Origin of the sequence: Micromonospora parva (assembly GCF_000718515.1) — a bacterium.
Taxonomy (GTDB): Bacteria; Actinomycetota; Actinomycetes; order Mycobacteriales; family Micromonosporaceae; genus Micromonospora; species Micromonospora parva.
Map to the genome: position 1 here is coordinate 14,590 of NZ_JNZS01000021.1, position 21,733 is coordinate 36,322.

Annotated in this window: 18 protein-coding genes and 2 tRNA genes; 12 read left to right on the forward strand and 8 right to left on the reverse strand. The window is 73.9% G+C overall.

Going from position 1 to position 21,733, the window contains the following annotated elements; translation table 11 throughout:
- Positions 1 to 387 precede the first annotated feature (387 nt).
- The 4 genes from IF22_RS0125045 (at position 388) to IF22_RS0125060 (ending at position 6,582) form a co-directional block, all read left to right on the forward strand.
- A complete protein-coding gene (locus IF22_RS0125045) occupies positions 388 to 2,781 on the forward strand; it encodes a phosphoketolase family protein (RefSeq protein ID WP_030336070.1) in 2,394 nt (797 codons plus the stop codon).
- 47 nt (positions 2,782 to 2,828) lie between these two features.
- Complete coding sequence (locus IF22_RS0125050; protein WP_051708778.1) at positions 2,829 to 3,686, forward strand: universal stress protein; 858 nt, start codon at positions 2,829 to 2,831, stop codon at positions 3,684 to 3,686.
- A gap of 140 nt (positions 3,687 to 3,826) precedes the next feature.
- Positions 3,827 to 4,810, forward strand: coding sequence for an Acg family FMN-binding oxidoreductase (locus tag IF22_RS0125055; RefSeq protein ID WP_030336074.1), 984 nt, complete (start codon positions 3,827 to 3,829; stop codon positions 4,808 to 4,810).
- A 41-nt stretch (positions 4,811 to 4,851) separates the two neighbouring features.
- Positions 4,852 to 6,582: a sensor histidine kinase gene (locus IF22_RS0125060; protein WP_030336077.1), complete on the forward strand. Its 1,731-nt coding sequence runs from the start codon at positions 4,852 to 4,854 to the stop codon at positions 6,580 to 6,582.
- Positions 6,583 to 6,597: 15 nt separating this feature from the next.
- On the opposite strand, the gene IF22_RS0125065 is transcribed toward IF22_RS0125060, so the two are convergent.
- Complete coding sequence (locus IF22_RS0125065; protein ID WP_030336079.1) at positions 6,598 to 7,236, reverse strand: response regulator; 639 nt, start codon at positions 7,234 to 7,236, stop codon at positions 6,598 to 6,600.
- Positions 7,237 to 7,427: 191 nt separating this feature from the next.
- Here IF22_RS0125065 and IF22_RS0125070 point away from each other — a divergent pair, with 191 nt between their 5' ends.
- Positions 7,428 to 8,402, forward strand: a complete 975-nt coding sequence (locus tag IF22_RS0125070; RefSeq protein ID WP_030336081.1) for an Acg family FMN-binding oxidoreductase — start codon at positions 7,428 to 7,430, stop codon at positions 8,400 to 8,402.
- 15 nt (positions 8,403 to 8,417) lie between these two features.
- Here IF22_RS0125070 and IF22_RS0125075 read toward each other — a convergent pair whose 3' ends face one another.
- The 3 genes from IF22_RS0125075 to IF22_RS0125085 form a co-directional block, all read right to left on the reverse strand.
- Positions 8,418 to 9,410 carry an NAD-dependent epimerase/dehydratase family protein gene (locus tag IF22_RS0125075; protein ID WP_030336082.1) on the reverse strand — a complete coding sequence of 331 codons (993 nt, stop codon included), beginning with the start codon at positions 9,408 to 9,410 and terminating at the stop codon, positions 8,418 to 8,420.
- A gap of 91 nt (positions 9,411 to 9,501) precedes the next feature.
- Complete coding sequence (locus IF22_RS0125080; RefSeq protein WP_030336084.1) at positions 9,502 to 9,966, reverse strand: hypothetical protein; 465 nt, start codon at positions 9,964 to 9,966, stop codon at positions 9,502 to 9,504.
- Positions 9,963 to 10,481 carry an RNA polymerase sigma factor gene (locus IF22_RS0125085; RefSeq protein ID WP_030336086.1) on the reverse strand — a complete coding sequence of 173 codons (519 nt, stop codon included), beginning with the start codon at positions 10,479 to 10,481 and terminating at the stop codon, positions 9,963 to 9,965. Before IF22_RS0125085 ends, IF22_RS0125080 begins: the two co-directional genes overlap by 4 nt.
- Before the next feature lie 317 nt (positions 10,482 to 10,798).
- Between IF22_RS0125085 and IF22_RS0125090 the strand changes: the two genes are divergently transcribed.
- Genes IF22_RS0125090 through IF22_RS0125105 form a run of 4 tightly spaced genes read left to right on the forward strand, consistent with a single transcriptional unit; the run spans position 10,799 to position 18,381 of the window.
- The gene (locus tag IF22_RS0125090; RefSeq protein WP_030336088.1) at positions 10,799 to 11,731 is read left to right on the forward strand and encodes an ABC transporter ATP-binding protein; all 933 of its coding nucleotides are present in this window, start codon (positions 10,799 to 10,801) and stop codon (positions 11,729 to 11,731) included.
- Positions 11,728 to 12,450 (forward strand): ABC transporter ATP-binding protein, encoded by a 723-nt coding sequence (locus tag IF22_RS0125095; protein WP_030336090.1) that lies wholly within the window; start codon positions 11,728 to 11,730, stop codon positions 12,448 to 12,450. The genes IF22_RS0125090 and IF22_RS0125095 overlap by 4 nt, the downstream gene beginning before the upstream one ends.
- Before the next feature lie 7 nt (positions 12,451 to 12,457).
- Positions 12,458 to 15,625: a permease gene (locus IF22_RS0125100; protein WP_030336092.1), complete on the forward strand. Its 3,168-nt coding sequence runs from the start codon at positions 12,458 to 12,460 to the stop codon at positions 15,623 to 15,625.
- Complete coding sequence (locus tag IF22_RS0125105; protein ID WP_030336094.1) at positions 15,622 to 18,381, forward strand: FtsX-like permease family protein; 2,760 nt, start codon at positions 15,622 to 15,624, stop codon at positions 18,379 to 18,381. The genes IF22_RS0125100 and IF22_RS0125105 overlap by 4 nt, the downstream gene beginning before the upstream one ends.
- 85 nt (positions 18,382 to 18,466) lie before the next feature.
- Here IF22_RS0125105 and IF22_RS0125110 read toward each other — a convergent pair.
- Positions 18,467 to 18,541 (reverse strand) — tRNA-Val (locus tag IF22_RS0125110).
- Between the two features lie 30 nt (positions 18,542 to 18,571).
- Positions 18,572 to 18,644, reverse strand: a tRNA-Gly gene (locus IF22_RS0125115).
- A 148-nt stretch (positions 18,645 to 18,792) separates the two neighbouring features.
- On the opposite strand from IF22_RS0125115, the gene IF22_RS0125120 reads away from it, so the two are divergent.
- On the forward strand, positions 18,793 to 19,035 hold the full coding sequence (locus tag IF22_RS0125120) for a DUF6458 family protein (RefSeq protein ID WP_030336096.1): 243 nt from the start codon (positions 18,793 to 18,795) through the stop codon (positions 19,033 to 19,035).
- 134 nt (positions 19,036 to 19,169) lie between these two features.
- Here the strand turns inward: IF22_RS0125120 and IF22_RS0125125 are convergent, their stop codons facing one another.
- Positions 19,170 to 19,547, reverse strand: a complete 378-nt coding sequence (locus IF22_RS0125125; protein WP_081883999.1) for an isocitrate lyase/phosphoenolpyruvate mutase family protein — start codon at positions 19,545 to 19,547, stop codon at positions 19,170 to 19,172.
- 95 nt (positions 19,548 to 19,642) lie between these two features.
- Positions 19,643 to 20,224, reverse strand: coding sequence for a TetR/AcrR family transcriptional regulator (locus IF22_RS0125130; RefSeq protein WP_030336099.1), 582 nt, complete (start codon positions 20,222 to 20,224; stop codon positions 19,643 to 19,645).
- Positions 20,225 to 20,340: 116 nt separating this feature from the next.
- Between IF22_RS0125130 and IF22_RS0125135 the strand changes: the two genes are divergently transcribed.
- Positions 20,341 to 21,075, forward strand: a complete 735-nt coding sequence (locus tag IF22_RS0125135; protein ID WP_051708774.1) for a GNAT family N-acetyltransferase — start codon at positions 20,341 to 20,343, stop codon at positions 21,073 to 21,075.
- A gap of 146 nt (positions 21,076 to 21,221) precedes the next feature.
- Positions 21,222 to 21,689, forward strand: coding sequence for a winged helix-turn-helix domain-containing protein (locus IF22_RS0125140; RefSeq protein WP_081884006.1), 468 nt, complete (start codon positions 21,222 to 21,224; stop codon positions 21,687 to 21,689).
- Positions 21,690 to 21,733 lie beyond the last annotated feature (44 nt).

The following is a 21,733-nucleotide window of genomic DNA, read 5'->3' on the forward strand; positions in this document are numbered from 1 at the left end:
CTTTGTGTAAAATTCATAGATCTACAAGTCTCGAATCGATCACAGTCATTGGTCTCCCCGGCCCAGCCACCCCACGCAGCGCAAGCCGAGGTGGGCCCACCGACGGGTCCGGCCAGAGCGGACCACGTCCCCGACGGCCTTCACGCAGCGCCGATCCGACCCCGTCGACGCACCGACGCGACTACCCTCGGTCAGGGAAGAGGTGGCGGCGCGGGGAGGTGGGGCCGTTCGCGGACCGCCTCCACCGCGCCAGGCGGGACACACGTCCGCACCAGCGGGGACCAACGGCCCTGCCCCATCCTCTCGGCGGCGACGAAGCTGGACGTGGCCGGGAAAACCCGGGACACCGGATGCGACGTCCCCGATTTCGCGAGAGGCTTACGCAGCATGGACTCCGCTGTTGACCTGCACAGCCCTCTGACCGAAGACGAACTGCGTCGGCTGGACGCCTACTGGCGCGCCGCGAACTACCTCACCGTCGGGCAGATCTACCTGCTGGACAACCCGCTGCTGCGGGAGCCGTTGACAGTCGACGACATCAAGCCGCGACTGCTCGGCCACTGGGGCACCAGCCCCGGCCTCAACCTGATCTACGCCCACCTCAACCGGGTGATCGTTGCCCGCGACCTGAACGCCATGCTGGTCACCGGCCCCGGCCACGGCGGCCCGGCCATCGTGGCCAACACCTGGCTGGAGGGCACCTGGTCGGAGCGCTACCACGACGTGGCGCGCGACGAGGCCGGGATGTCCAAGCTGTTCCGCCAGTTCTCCTTCCCCGGCGGCATCCCCAGCCATGTGGCGGCGGACGTGCCGGGCTCGATCCACGAGGGCGGTGAGCTGGGGTACGCGCTGAGCCACGCCTACGGCGCCGCGTTCGACCACCCGGACCTCGTGGTGGCCTGCGTCGTTGGCGACGGTGAGGCGGAGACCGGGCCACTGGCCGGCAGTTGGCTCTCCAACGTGTTCCTCAACCCGGCGCGCGACGGGGCGGTGCTGCCCATCCTGCACCTCAACGGCTACAAGATCGCCAACCCGACCGTACTGTCCCGGATCCCCGAGGCCGACCTGCTCGACCTGATGCGCGGCTCGGGCTACCAGCCGTACGTGGTGGCCGGCGACGACCCGGCGCAGGTGCATGGCACGCTCGCCGCGACGATGGACCGGGCACTGGACGAGATCGCCGAGATCCAGCGGCGGGCCCGCTCCGGCGGCGTCGTCGAACGCCCCCGCTGGCCGATGATCATCCTGCGGACGCCGAAGGGCTGGACCGGTCCCGCCGAGGTCGACGGCATCCAGGTGGAGGGCACCTACCGTGCCCACCAGGTGCCGCTGTCGGGCGTACGCGACAACCCGGCGCACCTGGCCGAGCTGGAGCAGTGGCTGCGCAGCTACCGACCGGAGGAGCTGTTCGACGCCACCGGCGCGCCGGTGGACGAGCTGCGGACGCTGCCGCCGCGCGGTGACCGGCGGATGAGCGCCAACCCGGTCACCAACGGCGGCGTGGTGCTGCGGGACCTGACCCTGCCGGACTTCCGCGACTACGGCGTGGAGGTCCCCGAGCCGGGCACGCCGATGGCCGGCGCGACCGGTGTGCTCGGTCCGTGGATCCGCGACGTGATCAGCGCCAACCCGGAGACGTTCCGACTGTTCGGCCCGGACGAGGTCGCCTCCAATCGGCTGGGTGCCGCCTTCGAGGTGACCGACCGGGCGTGGGTGGCCGCGACGGTGCCCGGCGACGAGCACCTCTCCCCCGACGGGCGGGTCATGGAGGTGCTCTCCGAGCACCTGTGCCAGGGCTGGCTGGAGGGTTACCTGCTGACCGGCCGGCACGGCGTGTTCACCAGCTACGAGGCGTTCATCCACATCGTCGACTCGATGCTCAACCAGCACGCCAAGTGGCTGAAGGTGACCCGGGCCATCCCCTGGCGTCAGCCGATCGCCTCGCTGAACTACCTGCTGTCCAGCCACGTCTGGCGGCAGGACCACAACGGCTTCTCCCACCAGGATCCGGGCTTCATCGACCACGTCGTCAACAAGAAGGCCGAGGTGGTACGGGTCTACCTCCCGCCGGACGCGAACACGCTGCTCGCCACGATGGACCACTGCCTGCGCAGCCGGCACTACATCAACGTGGTGGTGGCCGGTAAGCAGGCCGCGCCGAACTGGCTGACGATGACGGAGGCGATCCAGCACACGCGGCGTGGCCTGGGCATCTGGGAGTGGGCCAGCAACGACGGCGGCACCGAACCGGACGTGGTGCTCGCCTGCTGCGGAGACGTGCCCACCCTGGAGACGCTGGCCGCCGTCGAGCTGCTGCGCCAGCACCTCCCGGAGTTGAAGGTGCGCCTGGTCAACGTGGTCGACCTGATGCGGCTCCAGCCGGACACCGAGCATCCGCACGGTCTGACCGACAGAGAGTTCGACACCATCTTCACCGAGGACCGGCCCATCATCTTCGCGTACCACGGCTACCCGTGGCTGATCCACCGCCTCACCTACCGGCGGACCAACCACGAGAACCTGCACGTGCGCGGTTACAAGGAGGAGGGCACCACCACCACCCCGTTCGACATGGTGATGCTCAACGACCTGGACCGCTTCCACCTGGTCATCGACGTCATCGACCGGGTGCCCGGGCTGGCCGCCAGCGCCGCGCACCTGCGTCAACGGATGGTCGACGCCCGGCAGGCGGCCCGCGACTACACCCGCCGGTACGGCGAGGACGACCCCGAGGTCGCCGAGTGGCGCTGGATCCGCGAAACCGACCCGACCACCCCCTGAAGCTGGATCCGCGAAACCGACCCGACCACCCCCTGAAGGAGGACGACGTGCGCGACGCGGAGATCCTGGTTGGCTACGACGGCTCCACCGACGCCTCGCTGGCCCTGAACTGGGCCGTGCAGGAGGCGCGGCACAGCGGCCAGCCGGTGCGGCTGGCGTACGTCTTCGAATGGCTGACGGTGGCCAGTTGGGTCGGCCCGGGGGTGGCGCCCGGCGTGTGGCCCGACGACACCGCCCGCCGGCAGGTCGACGAGCTGGTCCGCAAGGCCGCGGCGGACGCCGCCGCGGCCAACCCCGGGCTGAAGATCACCGGTGAGGTGTACGACGGGCCGCCCACCCTGGTGCTCCAGGAACGCTCGGCTGAGGCCGGGCTGCTGGTGCTCGGCAGCCGGGGCCACGGCGGATTCGGCGGCCTGCTGGTCGGGTCGACGGCGGTGTCCGTCGCCGCGCACGCCCACTGCCCGGTCGTGGTGGTCCGCGACGGGGTCGGCAGCGCCGCCACCGACACGTCGAGCCGCCCGGTGGCGGTCGGCGTGGACGGCTCGGAACCTTCGCTGGTGGCGCTCGGCTTCGCGGCCGAGCGGGCGGTGCAGCGGCAGGTGCCGTTGCGCGTCCTGCACGCCTGGACGCCGGGCCCCGGCGGAGCGGCCGGGGTGCCCGACGAGCGGGCCGCCGTGGACGAGGCGCTGGAGCCGTGGCGACGGACCTACCCCGAGCTGCCGATGACCGTCGACCTGGTGTCGACCAGCCCGGCGGCGATGCTGATCGAGGCGAGTCGGGACGCACTGCTGGTGGTGGTCGGCAGCCGGGGTCGGGGCGGGCTGGCCGGCATGCTGCTCGGCTCGGTCAGCCAGCAGCTCATCCAACACGCCCACTGCCCCGTCGCGGTGGTCCGCGAACGCTGAGCACCGCGGGCGTAACGACCCGGCGGGGACGGGACCTGTGGCCCTGCGGAGACACCACCGGGTGTCGCAGGATGAGGCGGCAACCCCGGCGCGGCGGCGCGCCGTGCGGCACGATGAGCAGAGACGGAAAGGTCGTGACCATGAGTCAGGAAAGCCAGCTGACCACCGCGCTGGCGGAGGCCGCCGCCACCGCCGGCCACGCCCCCTCGGTGCACAACACCCAGCCGTGGCGCTGGCGGGTGCTGCCCGACGCGTTGGAGCTGCGTTCCGTCGCCGACCGGCAGCTCGCCGCCAGCGACCCCGACGGGCGACTGCTCGCCATCAGCTGCGGCACCGCCCTGCACCACGCCCGACTGGCGCTGGCCGCCGAGGGGTGGCGCGCCGTGGTGGAACGGCTGCCCGACCCGGCCGACAGCGAGCTGCTGGCCCGGCTGACCGACCTCAGCCGCACCACGGCCGACCCGGACGCCATGCGCATGGTGCAGTGCATGCAGGTGCGGCACACCGATCGCCGGCCGCTCAGCGACGAGCCGGTGCCGCCCACGGCGATCCAGGAGATCACCCGGGCGGTCAGTGCCGAAGGCTGCCGGTTGCAGATCCTCGACCGCGACCAGGTGTTGGAGCTGGCCGCCACCGCCGGGCACGCCGACACTGTCGAGGCCGAGGACACGGAGATGCGTACCGAGCTGGCGTACTGGACCAGCCGGGCCGGCTCGGGCACCGGTCTGCCGGCGGAGGTGCTGCCCGAGCAGCCCGCGCAGACCACCGTCCCGGGGCGTGACTTCGGTCGGCCCGGCAGCCTGCCGGTGGGTCCCGGGCACGACCAGATGGCGGTGTACGCGATGCTGCACGGCGACGAGGACGAACGGGACAGCTGGCTGCGGGCCGGCGAGGCGCTCTCCGCCGGTTGGTTGACCGCCACCCGGCTCGGCGTGTCGGTGGTGCCGCTCAGCGCGGTGGTGGAGGTGCCGGGCACCCGGCAGACCCTGCGTCAGCTGCTCTCCGGCATCGGCTTCCCGTACCTGGTGCTGCGGTTGGGCATCGCCGATCCGACCCAGTCCGGCCCGCCGCACACGCCACGGTTGACCACCGCCCAGGTGGTCGACACCTCGGCCGTGCGCTGACGGCCCCTGACGACGGGCGACGCCAGCGCTACCATCCCCCGATGACCAGCAGCGCCCCGTCGCCCCGGCAGGAACCATCCACGACACCGTCGCTCGGGCTGAGCCCGCTGTCCCGGGTCCGTCTCGACGAGCTGCTGCAGGAGATGCTGGTCCGCGTCGGTGAGGTGGTCACCAGCCGGGAGCGGCTGCGGGCCCTGCTGGACGCGGTGGTCGGCATCGGCACCAACCTGGATCTGCGTACCACCCTGCAACGCATCGTGCAGGCGGCCTGCGAGCTGGTCGGCGCCCGGTACGGCGCGCTCGGCGTGGTCGGCCCGGACCGGCTGCTGCACGACTTCATCGTCCACGGCATCACCCCCGAGCAGCATGAGCGGATCGGTGACCTGCCGCACGGGCGGGGCGTGCTCGGTCTGCTCATCGACGACCCCCGCCCGCTGCGGATGCCCGACATCACCCAGCACCCCCGCTCCTACGGCTTCCCGGCCAACCACCCGCCCATGCACAGCTTCCTGGGGGTGCCGGTCCTCATCCGCGACCAGGTCTTCGGCAACCTCTACCTGGCGGAGAAGCAGGGCGGCGCGCAGTTCACCGAGGACGACGAGGAGATCGTCGTCGCGCTCGCCGCCGCCGCCGGCGTGGCCATCGAGAACGCCCGCCTGTACGCCGTGGCGCACCGGCGGCAACGCTGGCTCGCCGCCACCGCCGAGATCACCACGGTGCTGCTCGGCGAGGTACGCCGTACCGACGCGTTGGCGCTGGTCGCCCGCCGGGCCCGCGAGGTCGCCGAGGCCGAGCTGGCGTTGGTGCTGCTCTACGACAGCGACACCGAGCACTTCTCGGTGGAGGTTGTCGACGGCGCCGACGCGCAGGCCCATCCGCTGGTCGGCGCGGTGCTGCCCGCCGCCGACACCAGTTTCGGCGCGGCCGTCGCCGAGGGCCGGCACGACCAGGTCGACGATCTGGCGCACGCCGCGCCGTGGCCGGCGCTGCTGCACACCGGCCCGGCGATGATCTCACCGCTCGCCACCGCCGAAACCCTGCACGGCGTGCTGATCGTGGCGCACCGGCCGGAGCGCGGCGGGGGTGCCAGCGAGGAGGACGTGGCGCTGCTGGGCAGCTTCGCGGGGCAGGCGGCGCTGGCCATGGAACGGGCCCGGGGCCAGGAGGAGCGGGAACTGCTGGTGGTCCTGGAGGACCGGGAGCGCATCGCCCGTGACCTGCACGACGTCGTGATCCAACGGCTCTTCGCCACCGGCCTGCAACTGCAGAGCGCCGCACCGATGGGCCGCCCGGAGGTGGCCAAGCGGATCAACGCCGCCGTCGACGATCTCGACGCCACCATCCGGGACATCCGCCGGACCATCTTCGAGCTGCGTACGCCGATGACCTCGGAGCTGCGCACCGAGATCCGGACGGCGATCGAGGCGGCCGCCGAGTCCCTGGGTTTCAAGCCGCATCTGGAGCTGGCCGGGCCAGTGGACAGCGCCGTGCCCGACGCCATCCGTCCGGACCTGACCGCGGTGCTGCGCGAGGCGCTGTCCAACGTCGTCCGCCACGCCCAGTGCACCCGCGTCGACGTGGCCGTACGCGTCGACGCCGGTCACGTCACTGTGACGGTCAGCGACAACGGGGTGGGCTGTGACCCGGCCGCCGCCCGGGGTGGTCTGGTCAACCTGCGCGAACGTGCCAGCCGTCTCGCCGGCACCTTCACGATCCTCGGCGTCGAACCGCACGGCACCGAGCTGCGCTGGACCGTGCCGCTGCGCGACTGACCTCCGCGACCCCGGTCAGGGTGTCTTGCCGAGGAGGCGGGTGGCCAGAACGGCGGCCTGGGTGCGGCGCTCCAGACCCAACTTGGCCAGCACGCTGGAGACGTAGTTCTTCACGGTCTTCTCCGCGAGGAACATCCGACCGGCGATCTCCCGGTTGGTCAGCCCCTCCGCCACGTACTCCAGGATCCGCCGCTCCTGCTCGGTGAGCGACTTCAGCTCGCGCGGCTGCTCAACGCCGTTGCGGATGCGTTCCAACACCCGGGTGGTGATCGCCGGGTCGAGCAGCGACTGCCCGGCGGCGACCCGGCGGACCGCGTCGACCAGGTCGGTGCCCCGGATCTGTTTGAGCACATACCCGGCGGCACCAGCCATGATCGCCGCGAACAGCGCCTCGTCGTCCTCGTACGAGGTGAGGATCAGGCCCTTGATGGACGAGTCGACGGCCCGGACGTCCCGGCACACGTCGATGCCGTTGCCGTCGGGCAGTCGCGCGTCGAGGATCGCCACGTCGGGTCGCAACGCCGGGATGCGACGGGCCGCCTCCTGCGCCGAGCCGGACTCGCCGACCACCTCGATGTCACCGCTGCTCTGCAGCAGGTCGGCCAGGCCACGACGGACGACCTCATGGTCGTCGAGGAGGAACACACGGATCATCAGTCGTTTCTACCCGCTGCCCGGGGCCCGGCGCACGGGCCGAAGGTCCCGACCAGTGGGCCGCGAGCGGGCGCTCGGTCCCGACCGGTCGGGACGTCCGGCCCTGCTCGGCGACCGCCGAAGAGTGGACCGTGAAGGTACGGCCACCCGGCACCACCCGCCGCCGGCCGCACCGGGAGAGGAGCACCGCCATGGAGATCGGCTACACCGCGACCCAGCTGCGGACCGCCGCCGTGGACGCGGTCCGGGCACCGTCGTTGCACAACACCCAACCGTGGCGGCTACGGCTGCGCGACGGCGGCATCGAGGTGCTGGCCGACCCGGGCCGCCGGCTGCCGGCGACCGACCCGAGCGGGTGGGGCGTCCGGGTCGCCTGCGGCGCGGCGCTGTTCAACCTGCGGATCGCCCTGGCCGTCGCCGGCACCCCGGCCCGGGTGCGGCTGCGCCCCGACCCGGCCCAACCGGACCTGCTGGCCCGGCTGGTGCCGGACGTCCCGCGCCGGCCCACCCCCGCCGAGCAGAGCCTGTACGCGGCCATCCCCCGCCGGTTCAGCAACCGACTGCCGTTCTGGCCGGACCCGGTGCCCGCCGACGCCCGGTGGCGCCTCGGCGAGGCGGCCCGCGCCGAACAGTGCTGGTTGGAGCTACTGATCGGGGTGAGCGCGGTCTCCGCGTTCGGCGAGATCGCGCGCGGCGCGCACCGGGTGCTGGAACGCGACCCCGCGTACCGGGCCGAGCGTGAACGGTGGCTGCGTCGCGAGTTCGCCCCGGACGGCGTACCCAGCTCGGCCGGTGGCCCGCAGGGCGAGCCGCAGGATGTCCTGCCGGCCCGCGGCTACGGTGGGCGCGACCGTGCCCCCGGCCGGGACTTCGAACCGGAACCTCTGGTGGGGGTGCTGGGCTCGGCGGGCAACACCGCGGTGGACCAGGTGATCGCCGGGCAGGCCCTGCAACGGCTGCTGCTCACCGCCACGGACGCCGGGCTCAGCGTGTCGATGCTCTCCCAGCCGATCGAGGTGCCGTCGGCGCGGGAGCAACTGCGGCTGTCGCTGGGCCGCTTCGGCACCCCCCAGATGGTGCTGCGGATCGGGTACGGCCAACCGGGCCGACCGACCCCCCGACGTGAGGTCGACGAGGTGCTGGAGCTGCCGGTGGTGCCCGCCTGACCCGCCGGGGCACGCTCAGCCGGCGAGGACGGCGGCCTCCCGGGCCGGGTCCAGCCCGACCGGGCCGCGCTGCGGTCGCCCGGCGCGCGGCGGAACCGCGCCGACCTCACGCAGCCAACGCCAGGTGTCCTCGACGGTCTCGGTCACCGGCCGGCAGGTCAGCCCGGCGGCCAGCGCGCGGGTCACGTCCTGCTCCAGCAACCCCCGGTACGGGTGGCCGCGCGGCATCCAGATCGGCAGGTCGCTCCACGGCTGCACGCCGGCGGCGAGGATGGTCGTCGGTTCGGTCCAGCGCAGCCGGGCGGCGGCACCGGTGGCGGCCACGCACGCGTCGAGCAGCTCGCCCATCGTGGTCTGCGTCGGCCGGCCGACCGCGTTGACAGTGCCGCCCACCCCTCGGGCCCCCGCGTCCAGCATCCACCCCGCCAGGTCGCGGACGTCGACGTACTGCACCGGCAGGTCGGCCGGCCCGGGGGCGAGCACGTCCCCGCCACGCTCGATGCGCCGCAGCCACCAGGGCAGCCGGCCGATGTCCTCCCCCGGGCCCAGGATCAGACCGGCCCGGGCGATCAGCGCACGCGTGCCGAACACCCCCCGCACGGCACCCTCGGCGCCGGCCTTGAGCTGCGGGTAGTCGCCGTCGACGGCGTCCGGGTCGGCGTCCACCACAGGGGAGTCCTCATGCAACCCGGTGGCGGCGTGGTCGGTGTAGACGGACCCGCTGGACACGTACACGTAGTGGCCGACCGAGGCGAGCAGGGCGCGGGCGGCGGCGCCGGCAGCCCGCGGGGCACCGTCCCAGGTGTCCACCGCCACGTCCCACTCGCCGCCGGCCAGGGCCGCCAGGCCGTCGGGCGCGGTGCGGTCACCCCGCAACCGGTGTACGCCGGGCGGCACCACGCCGTGCAACCCCCGGTTGAACACCGTCACCGACCAGCCGCGGCGCACCGCCTCGGTGACAGTCGCCCCGCCCACAAAGCCCGTACCGCCCAGCACCAGCAATCTCATGCGCTCCACAGTGCCGACCCGGGGCGGCGCGGCACACCCCTGTTCACCAGCAGCGGATCTGCCCGTGGCAGAACCAGCGGGGCGCGGTCACTCACCCGCCCTCGCCGGGCGCGGCCAGCGCGGTGCGGCGGCGGAGCAGCGCCGCCCTCGCCCGGCGGGCCGCCCGCAGGTGCGCGCCCGCCAGGACGCCGAGCACCAGCACCATCCCCAGCAGCACCGGATCGAACTCGTGCCGCACCACGCTGATGACCAGCGCACCGACGCTGAAGGCCAGCCAGGCGCCGACGCCGAGCCAACCGGCGACCACCCGGTCCCGGGCGAACAGGGGGGTCCGTCGGGTCACGGCCCAGCCGCCGAACGCCGCCCAACACAGGCCGATCGCCACCAGCGCGGCGAAGGCCACGCTGGTGCGTGTCGGTAGCTCGGGCTCGGTCGCCCAGAGCAGACCGATCAGGCCGCTCCCGGTGAGACCGGTGAAGCCCACGGCCAGGTATCCGACCCGCCTGCGCAACGACAACGGCGCGTCCAGTCGCGCCAGTACCTCTTCCGGAGTCATGCTTCGTACCCCTTCCGCACCAGCTCACGGCGTAACAACGTGCGGGCCCGGTTGAGCCGCGACTTGACGGTGCCGACGGGGACGGCGCAGATCTGCGCGCAGGCGTCCAGCGGCAGATCCTCCAGGTAGAACAGCAGAAGCACCTCCCGTTCCCGGGCGGGTAGCTCCGCCAGCGCGCCGGCGAGGGTCTCCCGGTTGACGACCCCCTCGGCCTCGTCGTCGCCCGGCAGGTCGTCGATCGGTTCGGGTTCCGGGCGGGCGTACGCGTCCCGCAGCCGGTTCATCACCGCCCGGCGGGCGATGGTGAAGAGCCACGGCGTGAACCGGTCCGGCTGCCGCAGCCTCGGCAGCCCCCTGAGGACCGCCAACCAGATCTCCTGCACCACATCGTCGTCGGACCCACCGAGCATCCGCCCGACGTACCGTTCGACCGCCGGATGCCAGCCCTGCACCAGTTGGGCGAACGCCTCCCGTTCGCCCAACTGGCAGCGGACCACCAGCAACTCATCGCTCATCGGTCCTCCTTCGCCTGTTCAGTCGGTGCGGGCGTCCGGCAGGTTCACGACGCGCCACAGCGGGGACCGGCGTCGGCGGGTGGCGGGGTGCGGCAGTGGTCGCAGAGCTGGTCCAGGATGCAGGAAAGCCACGCAGGGGCATGGTCAACGGAGCCGCCGATTGCGAAACTGCTTCAATCTGCGTCAGCACGGGCAATCGAGGCCCTTGACGCAATTGGTGACCACGCGTGCCGCCCAGGTGACATCACGTGCCGGACCGGTGGGCCTGACCGCTACCCGAGGCCGGTTCGACGTCGGCACAACCCGGATGGAGGGGAATGTCAGGCACGCCGCTGTCCCTGCCGCAGCCGTCCGCGCGGGCCCCCGAGTTCGGCGGGAACGCGCTCATCGTCTGCGAGAACCTGGTGCGGATCTACCAGACCGGTTCGATCGAGGTGCAGGCACTGCAGGGTCTGGACCTGGCCGTGGAGAGCGGTGAGCTGGTCGCCGTGGTCGGTGCCTCCGGGTCGGGCAAGTCGACGCTGCTCTCCATCCTCGCCGGCATCGACGCGCCCACCGCCGGGCGGGTCCGGGTCGACCGGTGGAACCTGCTGGCGATGTCCCGCGCGGACCGGGTGGACTACCGGCGGCGCACCGTCGGGTTCGTACGGCAGCAGACGGCGAGCAACCTGATCCCCTACCTGACCGCACGCGAGATGGTGGACCTACCGATGACGGCGGCCCGCACCGCGAAGGAGGAACGTCGGGAGCGCGCGGCCGAACTGCTGGACAGCCTCGGTGTCGCCGACTGCGCCGATCGCCGCCCGGGCCAACTCTCCGGAGGGCAGCAGATGCGGGTCGCGATCGCGGTGGCGCTGGCCAACCAGCCGCGCGTCCTGCTCGCCGACGAGCCAACCGGCGAGCTGGACGCGGCCACGTCCGCGGAGGTCTTCGGCGTGCTGCGCGACGTCAACCGGCGCTACGGCGTCACCGTCGTCGTGGTGACCCACGACCCGGCGGTCAGCGGCCAGGTCGAACGAACGGTCGCGATCCGGGACGGGCGCACCAGCAGCGAGGTGCTGCGCCGCACCACCACCGACGCGGCGGGCGACACCCACATGATCGCCGAGGAGTACGCGGTGATGGACCGGGCCGGGCGGGTCCAGGTGCCCCGCGACTTCCGCCAGGCGCTGGCGCTGACCCGACGGGTCCGGCTGGCCCTGGAACCCGACCACATCACGATCCGCCCCGATTCGGAGACCCGCGCATGAGTGCCGAGCCGCTGCTGCGCGTGCGCGACGTACACCGGAGCTTCCGCACCGGGCCGACCGTCGTGCACGCCCTGCGCGGCGTGTCGTTCGACGTGGCGGCCGGTGCCATGGTGGCGCTCGTCGGCCGGTCCGGTTCGGGCAAGACCACACTGCTCAACGTCATCGGGGGCCTGGACCGCCCGGACGCCGGCACCGTGCACGTCAACGGCACCGACGTCGCCGCGCTCGACGAGGACGGCCTGTCCCGGCTGCGACGCGAGACGGTGTCGTACGTCTTCCAGAGCTTCGGGTTGATCCCGGTGCTGTCGGCGGCGGAGAACGTCGCCGCCCCGCTGCGGCTGGCCCGCGTCGCCCCGGCCGAGCGCGAGCGGCGGGTCGGGTTGCTGCTGGAGCTGGTCGGCCTGGCCGACCACGCCCGGCAGCGGCCGGCCGAGCTGTCCGGCGGCCAACAGCAGCGGGTGGCGATCGCCCGCGCGCTGGCCGCCTCGCCCCGGCTGCTGCTCGCCGACGAGCCCACCGGGCAACTGGACGCCGAGACGGGCCTGTCGGTGATGGCCCTGCTGCGCGGGATCGTGGAATCCGAAGGCGTCACCGTCCTGGTGTCGACGCACGACGCGGTGATGATGGCCCTGGCCGACCGGGTGATCCGCATCCACGACGGGCACCTCGACGAACAGGCGGCCGGCCAGCCGTACGAGCCCGTGCCGGACGCCAGGTGACGCGTCGATGCTGAGGCTGGTCAGCCGGCGCGCCCGCGCGCAGTGGCCGTTGCTGGCGGCCCTCCTCGGGGTCGTCACCATCGGCGCGACACTGCTGGGCACCTGCACCCTGCTGGTCACCCGCACCGCCGAGCGGGCGCTGGAGATCGCCATGGCCGACGCCGCCCCCGCCGCCGTCGACGTGACCGTCTACACCGGCACCGTCGAGGGCCCGGACGCGCGCTCCGTCGCCGCCGACACCCGCGCCGTGGTGACCTCCGCGCTCGCACCGTTCCCCGCGACGACCACCGCGCGGGCGTCGACGGTGCTACGGGCGCTGCCGCCCGCGCTCGCCCCGGGCACCACAGTGCCGGCCCAGGCGTACCTGTCGGGGCTGGACGACCTGCCGGCCCGAGCCGAGCTGATCACCGGACGCTGGCCGCGGCACCCGGGCGACGCGGTGCTGCTGGAGTCCACCGCCCAACTGCTCGGCCTCACCCCCGGTCGCCAGGTGCGCCTCGGCGCCGAACTGGCCCACGCCCCCGTCCCGGCCGTCGATGTGACAGTCGTGGGCGTGGTTCGCCCGCTGCCGGGGCGCGGCTGGGACCGCGACCCGTTGGCCGCGGCCGGCTCGGCCATCGGCTACCGCGACGGTCGCTTCATGCAGCCGGTCAACGCCTACGGCCCGTTCCTCGTCGACCTCGCCGACCTGGTCAGCACCGGCGCCACAGTGGATCGGATGGAGGTCACCGCCCACCCGGACCTGTCCAACCCCAACCGTCGCGACCTGGAGACCGTGGCCGGGGCCATCCGCAGCGCCGACCGCCGGCTGGCCGGCACCCTCGGTGACCGCGTCCAGCTCGCCCGGGTCTCCTCCGACCTGTCGTCGACAGTGCGGGCAGCCGACGACCAGCAGCACGTCACCGCCGCCGTCGTGCTCGCCATCGCCGTCCTCGGCGGTGTCCTGGCCGCGACGGCACTCGTCCTCGCCGGCCGGCTGACCGCCGACCTGCGCGCCGACGAGACCGCCCTGCGGTCCGCCCTGGGCACCAGCCGCCGCCAACTCGCCGCCACCGCGACACTTGAGGCCGGGCTCGTCGCCGCCGTCGCCGCCGCGCTCGCGACACCGGCCTCGTCGGTGGTGCACGCCGGCCTGACCCACCTGCCGCCGCTGGACCGCGCCGGCCTGACCGTCGGGCCGGGCGTCACCGGCGCCCAGGTCCTCGCGGTCGTCGGCGGCGCGCTGGCGCTCGCCGCCGTACTCACCGTCCTGGCGGTCCGGCCGGTCGCGGCGACCGGCGACCGGCGCACCCGCCGGGAACTGCTGACCCGCTCCGGCGCCGACCTGATGCTCGCGGTGTTCGCCGCCGCCGGCTGGTGGCAGCTGTACGCGCAGCCCACCGCCGCCAGCCCCCGCGCCGACGCGGTCCGGGTGCTCGCGCCGGCGCTGTTGCTCACCGCCGGCGCCGCACTGGCGCTCCGGGTGGTGCTACCCGCCCTGCGCGGCGCCGACCGGCTGGCGTACCGCGCCCGCGGGCTGGCGCTTCCGCTGGCGCTCTCCGAGGCCGCCCGCCGGCCGCAGGCGGTCGCCGCCGGGCTGCTCGTCGGGCTGGCCTGCGCGGCCGGAACGTTCGGCGTCGCCTTCGACAGCACGTGGCACCAGTCGCAGCGCGACCAGGGGGCGCTGTCCGTCGGCACCGACCTGGCACTGACCCTCAGCACGGCACCGGTGCCCGGAGACGGCGCGGTCGTCAGCGCGGCCACCGCCGGGGCGGTGAGCCCGGTCCTGCACCGTGGCACCGCCGTCGGTCAGTGGCTCGGCACCGCCGGCGATCCGGCACGTCTGGTCGCCGTGGACACCACCCGCGCCGACGCGCTGCTGCGCGGGCGGCTGGACGGCGACCGCGGCTGGGCGGAGCTGGGTGCCACGCTGGCCCCACCCACCCGCGTCACCGGCCTCGCCGTCGCGGCCAACGCCCCGCTCGTCCTGAGCGGAACCGCTGCCGGCGACACCCCGCTCGCCGTGACGCCCCGGCTGCTGCTGCAGGACGCCACCGGCCTCCGCACGTCCTGCACCGGTCCCGCCCTCCCGCTCGACGGCCGGGAGTTGCGGCTGCCCAGCTGCGCGACCGCTGCCGGGCTGCGCCTCGTCGCGGTCGCCCTGCCGGTCGTCGCCGACCCGGCCGGCGGCACCGTCGCCGTGGCCGTCACGCTCACCGTGCCGTCCGCCGGGTCGACCGAGACACCCGCTGACGGATCGGACTGGACCGCGACGTCCGCGCCGCCGGTGCCGAACAAGGTGACCAACCCGAGCATCACGCTGTCCGCCACACCGGCCGGAACCGCGCTGCGGATGGCCGCGACCGTCGAGCTCGACGGCGCCCCGGACGCCGCCCGGACCCTCGTCGCCACCGCCTTCCCGGACCCCGGCCCGGTGCCCGTCGCCGTCTCCGCCCGCTTCGCCAGCGAGGTGGGTGCGCACCCGGGCAGCACGCTCAGCGTCACCGTCGGCATCACGCCCGTCCCGGTCATCGTCACCGAGGTCGTGCCGACGGTGCCGTCCGCCCCGGGCGCCGTCGCCGTCCTGGCCGACCTGGACATGCTGTCGCGCGCCCGCGCCGTCACCGGCGACCTGACGTTCCCGGTCGACGCCTGGTGGGTCGGTCACCCCGCCGGCCCCGGTGCCGTCGAGCGGGCCACCGCCCTGCACCTGGGCACCGTCGCGACCCGTGAGTCGGAGACCGCCCGCCTCATCGGCGGTCCGCTGCGCGCCGGGGTGCCGGGCGCGCTCCGGCTCATCGTCCCGGCCGCGGCCCTGCTGCTGCTCGCCGGCGTCGTCCTGCACGTCACCTGCGACCTGCAGGTCCGCGCCGTCGAGGTGGCGCGGCTGCGCGGCCTGGGAATGTCCCGGCGCGGCATCCGGGCCGTGCTGCTCGGCCAGCACGCCGGCGTGCTGCTGCCCCTACTCGCGGCGGGCGCGGCCGTCGGCGCGCTCGCCACCGGGGTCGTCGCTCCCCTGCTCGTACGCACCGACACCGGCGCCGCGCCCATCCCGGCCGCCCAGCCACACTGGCCGTGGCCAGCCGAGGCCGCACTGCTCGCCGTACTGCTGGCCGGCTGCCTGCTGGCGGTCGCCGTCGTGGTCACCGTCCAGGTCCGCCGGGCCGACGCCGCGCACCTGCGGGTGGCACCGTGAACCGGTGGCTGACCCGCCGGTGGCCGGCGCCGCACTGGCCGAGCATCCGTGGCCGGGCCCGTGCCGACGCTGGTCCGCTGCTGCTCACCGCCGCCGTCATCGCGGCCGTCGCACTGCTCGCCGGGGCCGTGCCGGCGCTGCTGCGCGCCGCCGCCGACGACGCCGTCCAGGACGCGGTCCGCCGCGCCGGCAACGACGCGAACGTCCTCGTACACGCCGACTGGGAACGCGACGACGGCCCCAACGGCGGGCGGATCCGGACCGCCGGTCTCGCCGACGACGTCGAGGACTTCCGCGCCCGGGCGACATACGCGCTCGGGGCCGACCTGGACGCCGCGCTGCTCCCGCCCGTCGCCGTCGTCAGCGGCCCGATCCTCAGCATCACCGAGGGCAGCGTGCCGCGTACCTTCCAGTTCACCTACCTGGCCGACGACCGCGACGGCCCGGCGGTGACCTGGATCGCCGGCAGTGCGCCCGGTTCGCCCTTCCCCGACGAGCCCGTCGAAGCCCCCTACGACGGGCCGCCCTGGCCGGTGCAGGTCGGCCTCGCCGAGACGGCCGCCGCCGCCCTCAACCTCGGCCCCGGCGATCGGCTCCCGGTCAAGGACGGCCAGGGACGCGACAGGGACGTGCGGATCAGCGGGATCTACCGACCCGCGGACAGCACCGACAGCACCTGGCGACTCGCCCCGGCGCTCCTGGGGCCCCTGCCCGGCGCCGACGGTGTGGGGATCACCCGGTTCGCCGGCCTGCTGTCACGCGAGTCGCTACCGGACGCCCGGCTCGCCGTCGACCAGGACCAACTGCGGCGCACCGTCCACTTCGCCCCCGAACCCGGCGCGCTCACCTGGGACACCACAGCGGCGCTCGCCAACCAGGTGGTCGCGCTCAAGGCGGCCTCCGGCTCATCAGGCGCCCGCGACGGGTCCCTGCGCTGGGAATCGCAGCTCGACACCACACTGCGCGACGCCCGTACGCGCGGCAACGCCGCTTCCGCGCAGGCCGCCGTCCTGCTCACCGGGATCCTGACCGTCACGGTACTGGTCCTGCTGCTCGCCGCCGCGCTACTGGTCCACCGCCGCACCCCGGCGCTGGGCGCCGCCCGGCAGCGCGGGGCGGCGTTACCCGACCTGGCCGCGGAGCTGACCATCGAGTCCACAGTGGTGTCGGTGTCGGCCGCCGCCGTCGGGCTCGCGCTCGCCCGCGCGGTCACTCCGGGCGTCTCCTGGACCTGGGCCGTTCCCGTGGTCCTGGCCGGCGCGGTCGCCGGGCCGGCGTTCGGCACCCTCGCCGCCGCCCGCGCCAGCCGCGACCGACGCCAGCCCGCCAACCCGGCCGCTCGGCGCTGGATCCGGGTCACCGCTCAGCTGCGCCGCGCCGCAGTGGAGGCGGCTGTCCTGATCGCCGCGGTCGCCGGGTTCGTCACACTGCACCAGCGTGGGCTCCTGCCCGACGCCGCCGACGGCGACACCGGTGAGCTGACCGGCGACCTGGTCCTGCCGATCAGCGCCCTCGCTCTGGGCGGGCTCGTCGGCGCGCTGGTCCTGCTCCGGCTGCTGCCCCTCGGGGCGCGGTTCGCGCTCCGCCAGGCGCTGCGCTCGCGTCGCCCGCTGGCCGTGTTCAGTGCCGCCCGGGCGGCCACCACGGCCGGGCGCGCGTTGCCGCTGCTGGTTCTCGTCAGCGCCACGGCGCTCGCGTCGTTTGCGCTCATCCTCGGCAGCACCGTCACCCGGGGTCTGGCCGACGGCGCGTGGAGCACCGTCGGCGCCGACGCCCGCCTCGACCTCGGCACCGACGCGCAGGCGGCGACGCCCGCACTGGCCGAACGCGTCGCCGCCGCACCCGGGGTGCAGCAGGTCGTCGTCGCGCAGGTGACCGAATCGGCGCGCGTCTTCGCCGAATCGACGCTGTTCACGCCCCGCCTGGTCGTCGTGGACGCCGCCGCGTTCCAGCGCCTGCTGGCCACCACCCCGTTGCCCGACGCACCGGCGCTGGCCCGGCTCACCGCACCGGCTCCCACCCCCGGGGACGTACCGGCGTTGGTCCTGTCGAACGACAGCGAACTGCGGACCGGCGCCCGGCTGCAGCTACCCCGCGACGACGCTCCGGCGATCCGCCTCGCCGCGGTCGGTACCGCGCCCGCCGTCGGCGGCGCCGGCGACGTCGTCGTCGTGGACGCCACGGCCCTCGCCGCCGCCGGCCTGCCCGCCGTGGCGAACACCGTCTGGGTGACCGGTCCCGGCGCGGCGCGGGCCGTGACGAACAGCGGCGTCGCCGCCGACGTCGTGCTGCGCGCGGACGTCCTGCGCGCGCAGCGGGTGGCTCCGCTGACCGCGGGGCTGCTGCGGCTGGCGTGGACGGCCGCCGCGGTGCTGGTGACGCTGGGGCTGCTCGGCCTCCTGCTGGCTGCCGCCGCCGGTACGTCGGAGCGCTGGCACACACTGGTCCGGCTGCGCACCCTCGGCCTGCGGCCCCGCGACGCCCGCTGGGTCGCCGCCGGAGAGCTGCTGCCGCCGGTCGTGGTCACCGCCGGGTACGGCCCACTACTCGGGGCACTGCTGGCCCGCCTGACGCTCGGCCCGCTCGACCTGCGGCTGCTCACCGGCCAGCCCGGCGACCCGGCGACGGTCCTGCCGTGGTGGCTGCTCGGCCTGGTGGGCGTGGTGCTGCTGGCGGTGGCCGCCACTGTCGTCCCGGTCGAGTCGGCGCTGCGGCGACGCGACCGGCTCAGTGAGGTGCTCCGCGCCGGCGAGTGAACAGACGCCCCCGGTGGTGCGGGCCGGAACGCCGAGGCCCGTCACCGGATGTCCGGTAACGGGCCAGTCGATGTGCCGGTGGAGATGGTGGGCGATACTGGGTTTGAACCAGTGACCTCTTCCGTGTCAAGGAAGCGCGCTCCCACTGCGCCAATCGCCCGTGGTGGCCCCCCGTGGGGGGCGGATCGCGAGCGGACGACGGGATTCGAACCCGCGACCCTCACCTTGGCAAGGTGATGCGCTACCAGCTGCGCTACGTCCGCACGTCCCCGACTCGCGTCGGCGACAGGTGAACTCTACCCGATGCCAAGATCGCTTGGCACAGCACCCTGGCCCGTCGGCGGTTGCGCTGGTCGCCACCGGGGTACTGAAGGGCTCGACAGCGCACCACACCCCCTTAAGGAGGCTGTCGTGGGTATCGGCACCAGCATCTTCCTGATCGCGCTCGGCGCGATCCTCACCTTCGCACTGGACGCGAGCGTCGGCGGCATCAACCTCGACGTGGTCGGCTGGATCCTGATGGGCGCCGGGCTGCTCGGCCTGATCATGACCACGCTGATCTGGGGTCGCCGCCGTCAGGTGGTCACCACCACCGAACAGCCGGTGGAGTACCGCCAGGTCGAGGAACGGCGGGACATCGCGCCGCCGCTGTGACCCGGCCCCCCGGCGCCGCTGACGGCGCCGCCCGGATCACCGTGACGCCGAGCCGGTCGCCCCGCTGAGGGACGGCCGGCTCGGCGCACGACGACCTTGGATACGCCGGACAGCGCGCGGCGCAGCCACACCGCTCAGCGCATCAGCGCGTTGAGGGTGCCGTAGTCGAGGGCGTCCGCCAGCGCGCCGTACGTGCCCGCGCCGAGCGCCTCATCCGCCGCGCGGCGGGCGACCGTGTACGCGGCCTCCGCGACCGAGGAGCCGAGGCTCACCCGGGCCACCCCCAGCCGGGCCAACTCCGGCACTGTCGGCGCACCGGGCCCGGCCAGCACGTTCAGCGGCGCCGGCACCGGTCGCACCAGCTCTCGGATGGTCGCCGGGTCGACCACCCCCGGCACGAAGATGCCGTCCGCGCCGGCCGCGAGGTAGGCATACGCTCGGGTCAGCGTCTCGTCGACGCCCCCGGCGCCGCTGAGGAACGTGTCGATCCGGGCGTTGACGAAGAGCGGCAGGCCTGGTGGTGACCCACCGAAGGGGCCGGTCGTTGCTCAGTGCCCGCACCGACCTCGCCGAGGTCCGGGTTACCGGGCGGCCCGCTGGTGAGCGGTCAGTCCAGGCAGGTGAGCGCGACCTCGGCGTACCGCGTCAGCGCCGCCCGGTCCGGGGTGATGGCGCCCATCACGCGCAGACCCTGGAGGCTGGTCACCAGGAAGCCGGCCAGGTCGGTGGCGCTGCGGTCGGTGGTGATCTGACCTCGCAACTGGGCCTCGGCGAGCAGGTCGTAGAGCGCCAACTCCAGGGACTGGGTGGTCGAGCGGAGCCGCTCGGCGACCCGCACGTCCTGGTGCGCGCGTTCCATCGAGGCGCCGACGATGAGGCAGGAGAGGTGCCGGCCGTCGCCGGTGATGTCGTCCACCGCGCCGATGAAGACCTCCCGGATGACCGCTCGCGCGTCGTTGCCGGAGCGCAGCAGATCGACCATCGGGGCGGCGTAGCGCTGCCGGTACAGGTCGAGCGCCGCCAGGTAGAGGCCGTCCTTACTGCCGAACGCGGCGTAGATCGAGCCGCTGCCCAGGCCGGTCGCCTCGGAGAGGTCACGCATGGAGGTGCCCTCGTAACCCTTTCTCCGGAACACGTCCATGGCAGCGTTGACCGCGGCGTCGAGGTCGAACTCCCGGGTACGTGCCATGACCGAACCCTACCCACTATCTGGAACGATCGACAAAGTACCGCCGGTCACAGCCGCCGGGCCGGCCGTTTCCCCTGCTCGGGGCAGGTGCCGGCCACCGCGTTACGATCCAGATCATGGAGCCTCTCGACACGGTGCTGGCCGCGCACCGGGCGTACCTGCTCGGGTGGAACATCGGCGTCACCGGAGGCCCGGACCTCCCGACCTACCGCAGTGACGTGCCGCACGCGCCGCTCAACGGCGTGCTGCGGGTAGCCGGGCGCACCCCGCACGACGCGCTCACCGAGGCCCGGCAACGCCTGCACGGCGTACCCCGGATCTGGTGGGTCGGCCCGGACAGCGACGCCGGCAGCGCGGACGCCCTGATCTCCCTCGGCGCGGTGGAGGTCGCCCGTATGCCGATCATGACGGTGGAGATCGGGGAGGCGGCCGATGTGCCGACGCCCGCCGGCGTGCACATCGCCGAGACCGCCGACCTCGCCGCGTTCGTCCCGGCCTATGCCCGGGTGTCCGGAATTCCGGCGGACGGTGTGGCGGCGACGATCGAACGGGAGAAGGCGTTCACCGGCGACGGCACGCTGCTCCGGCTGGCCGGCCACCTCGATGACGGTCGGGTCGTCGCGACGGCCGTCGCCTGGATCAGCCACGGCCTGGTCACGCTCTACTTCGTCGGCACCCAGCCGGAGCAGCGCCGCCGGGGCATCGGTGCGGCCATGACCAGGGCCGCCCTGGATCTGGCCGCCGAGCGGGGCGTCCGCACCGCCGCCCTCACCTCGTCGGCGATCGGTGAGTCGGTCTACCGCAGCCTCGGTTTCCGGCCGGTGGGCGAGTTCCGCCTGCTGACCTTCTGACGACGAGCGGGCGCCGGCCGGCGCAAACCATTGACTACGCGGTTCAGACAGCGTTGTCTTTTACTGTCGCCTGGGGAGGTACGACAGTGATCGACGATGTGTCCCTCGTGTTCTGCGTGACCGCTGACGTGTCGGTGCGCGAACGGATGGTCCGGCGCCTCAACGGCCTGGGCACCCTGGTGATCTGCGCCGACCTCGCGGAGTTGCAGGCGATGATCGGCGGACCGGTGATCAGCGGCCCGGCCCGGGTCGCCACCTCCACCGCCGCGCCCACGCCCGCCCTCGTCGCAGCCGGCGCACCTGTCGGCACGGCCGGTCAGATCAGCCTCGGCGACCTCACCATCGACCCGCTTGAGCACCGGGTGACGTGGCGCGGAGAACCGCTGGCCCTGACCCGACTCGAACGCAACCTGCTCACCCAGCTCGCCACCGCCCCGGTCGGCGTCTGGACGTACGAGCGGCTCTTCGAATCGGTCTGGGGCTGCGCGTTCCTCGGCGACACGTCGACCCTGCACTCGGCGGTGAAGCGGCTACGTCGCAAACTGCGCGCCGCCGACGACGCCCTGCGCGTGCACACCGTACGAGGCGTCGGCTACCGGCTCAGCGTCGACTGACGACCGACGGACCACAAGCGAAACGGCTCGTCACCGGGTCTTCC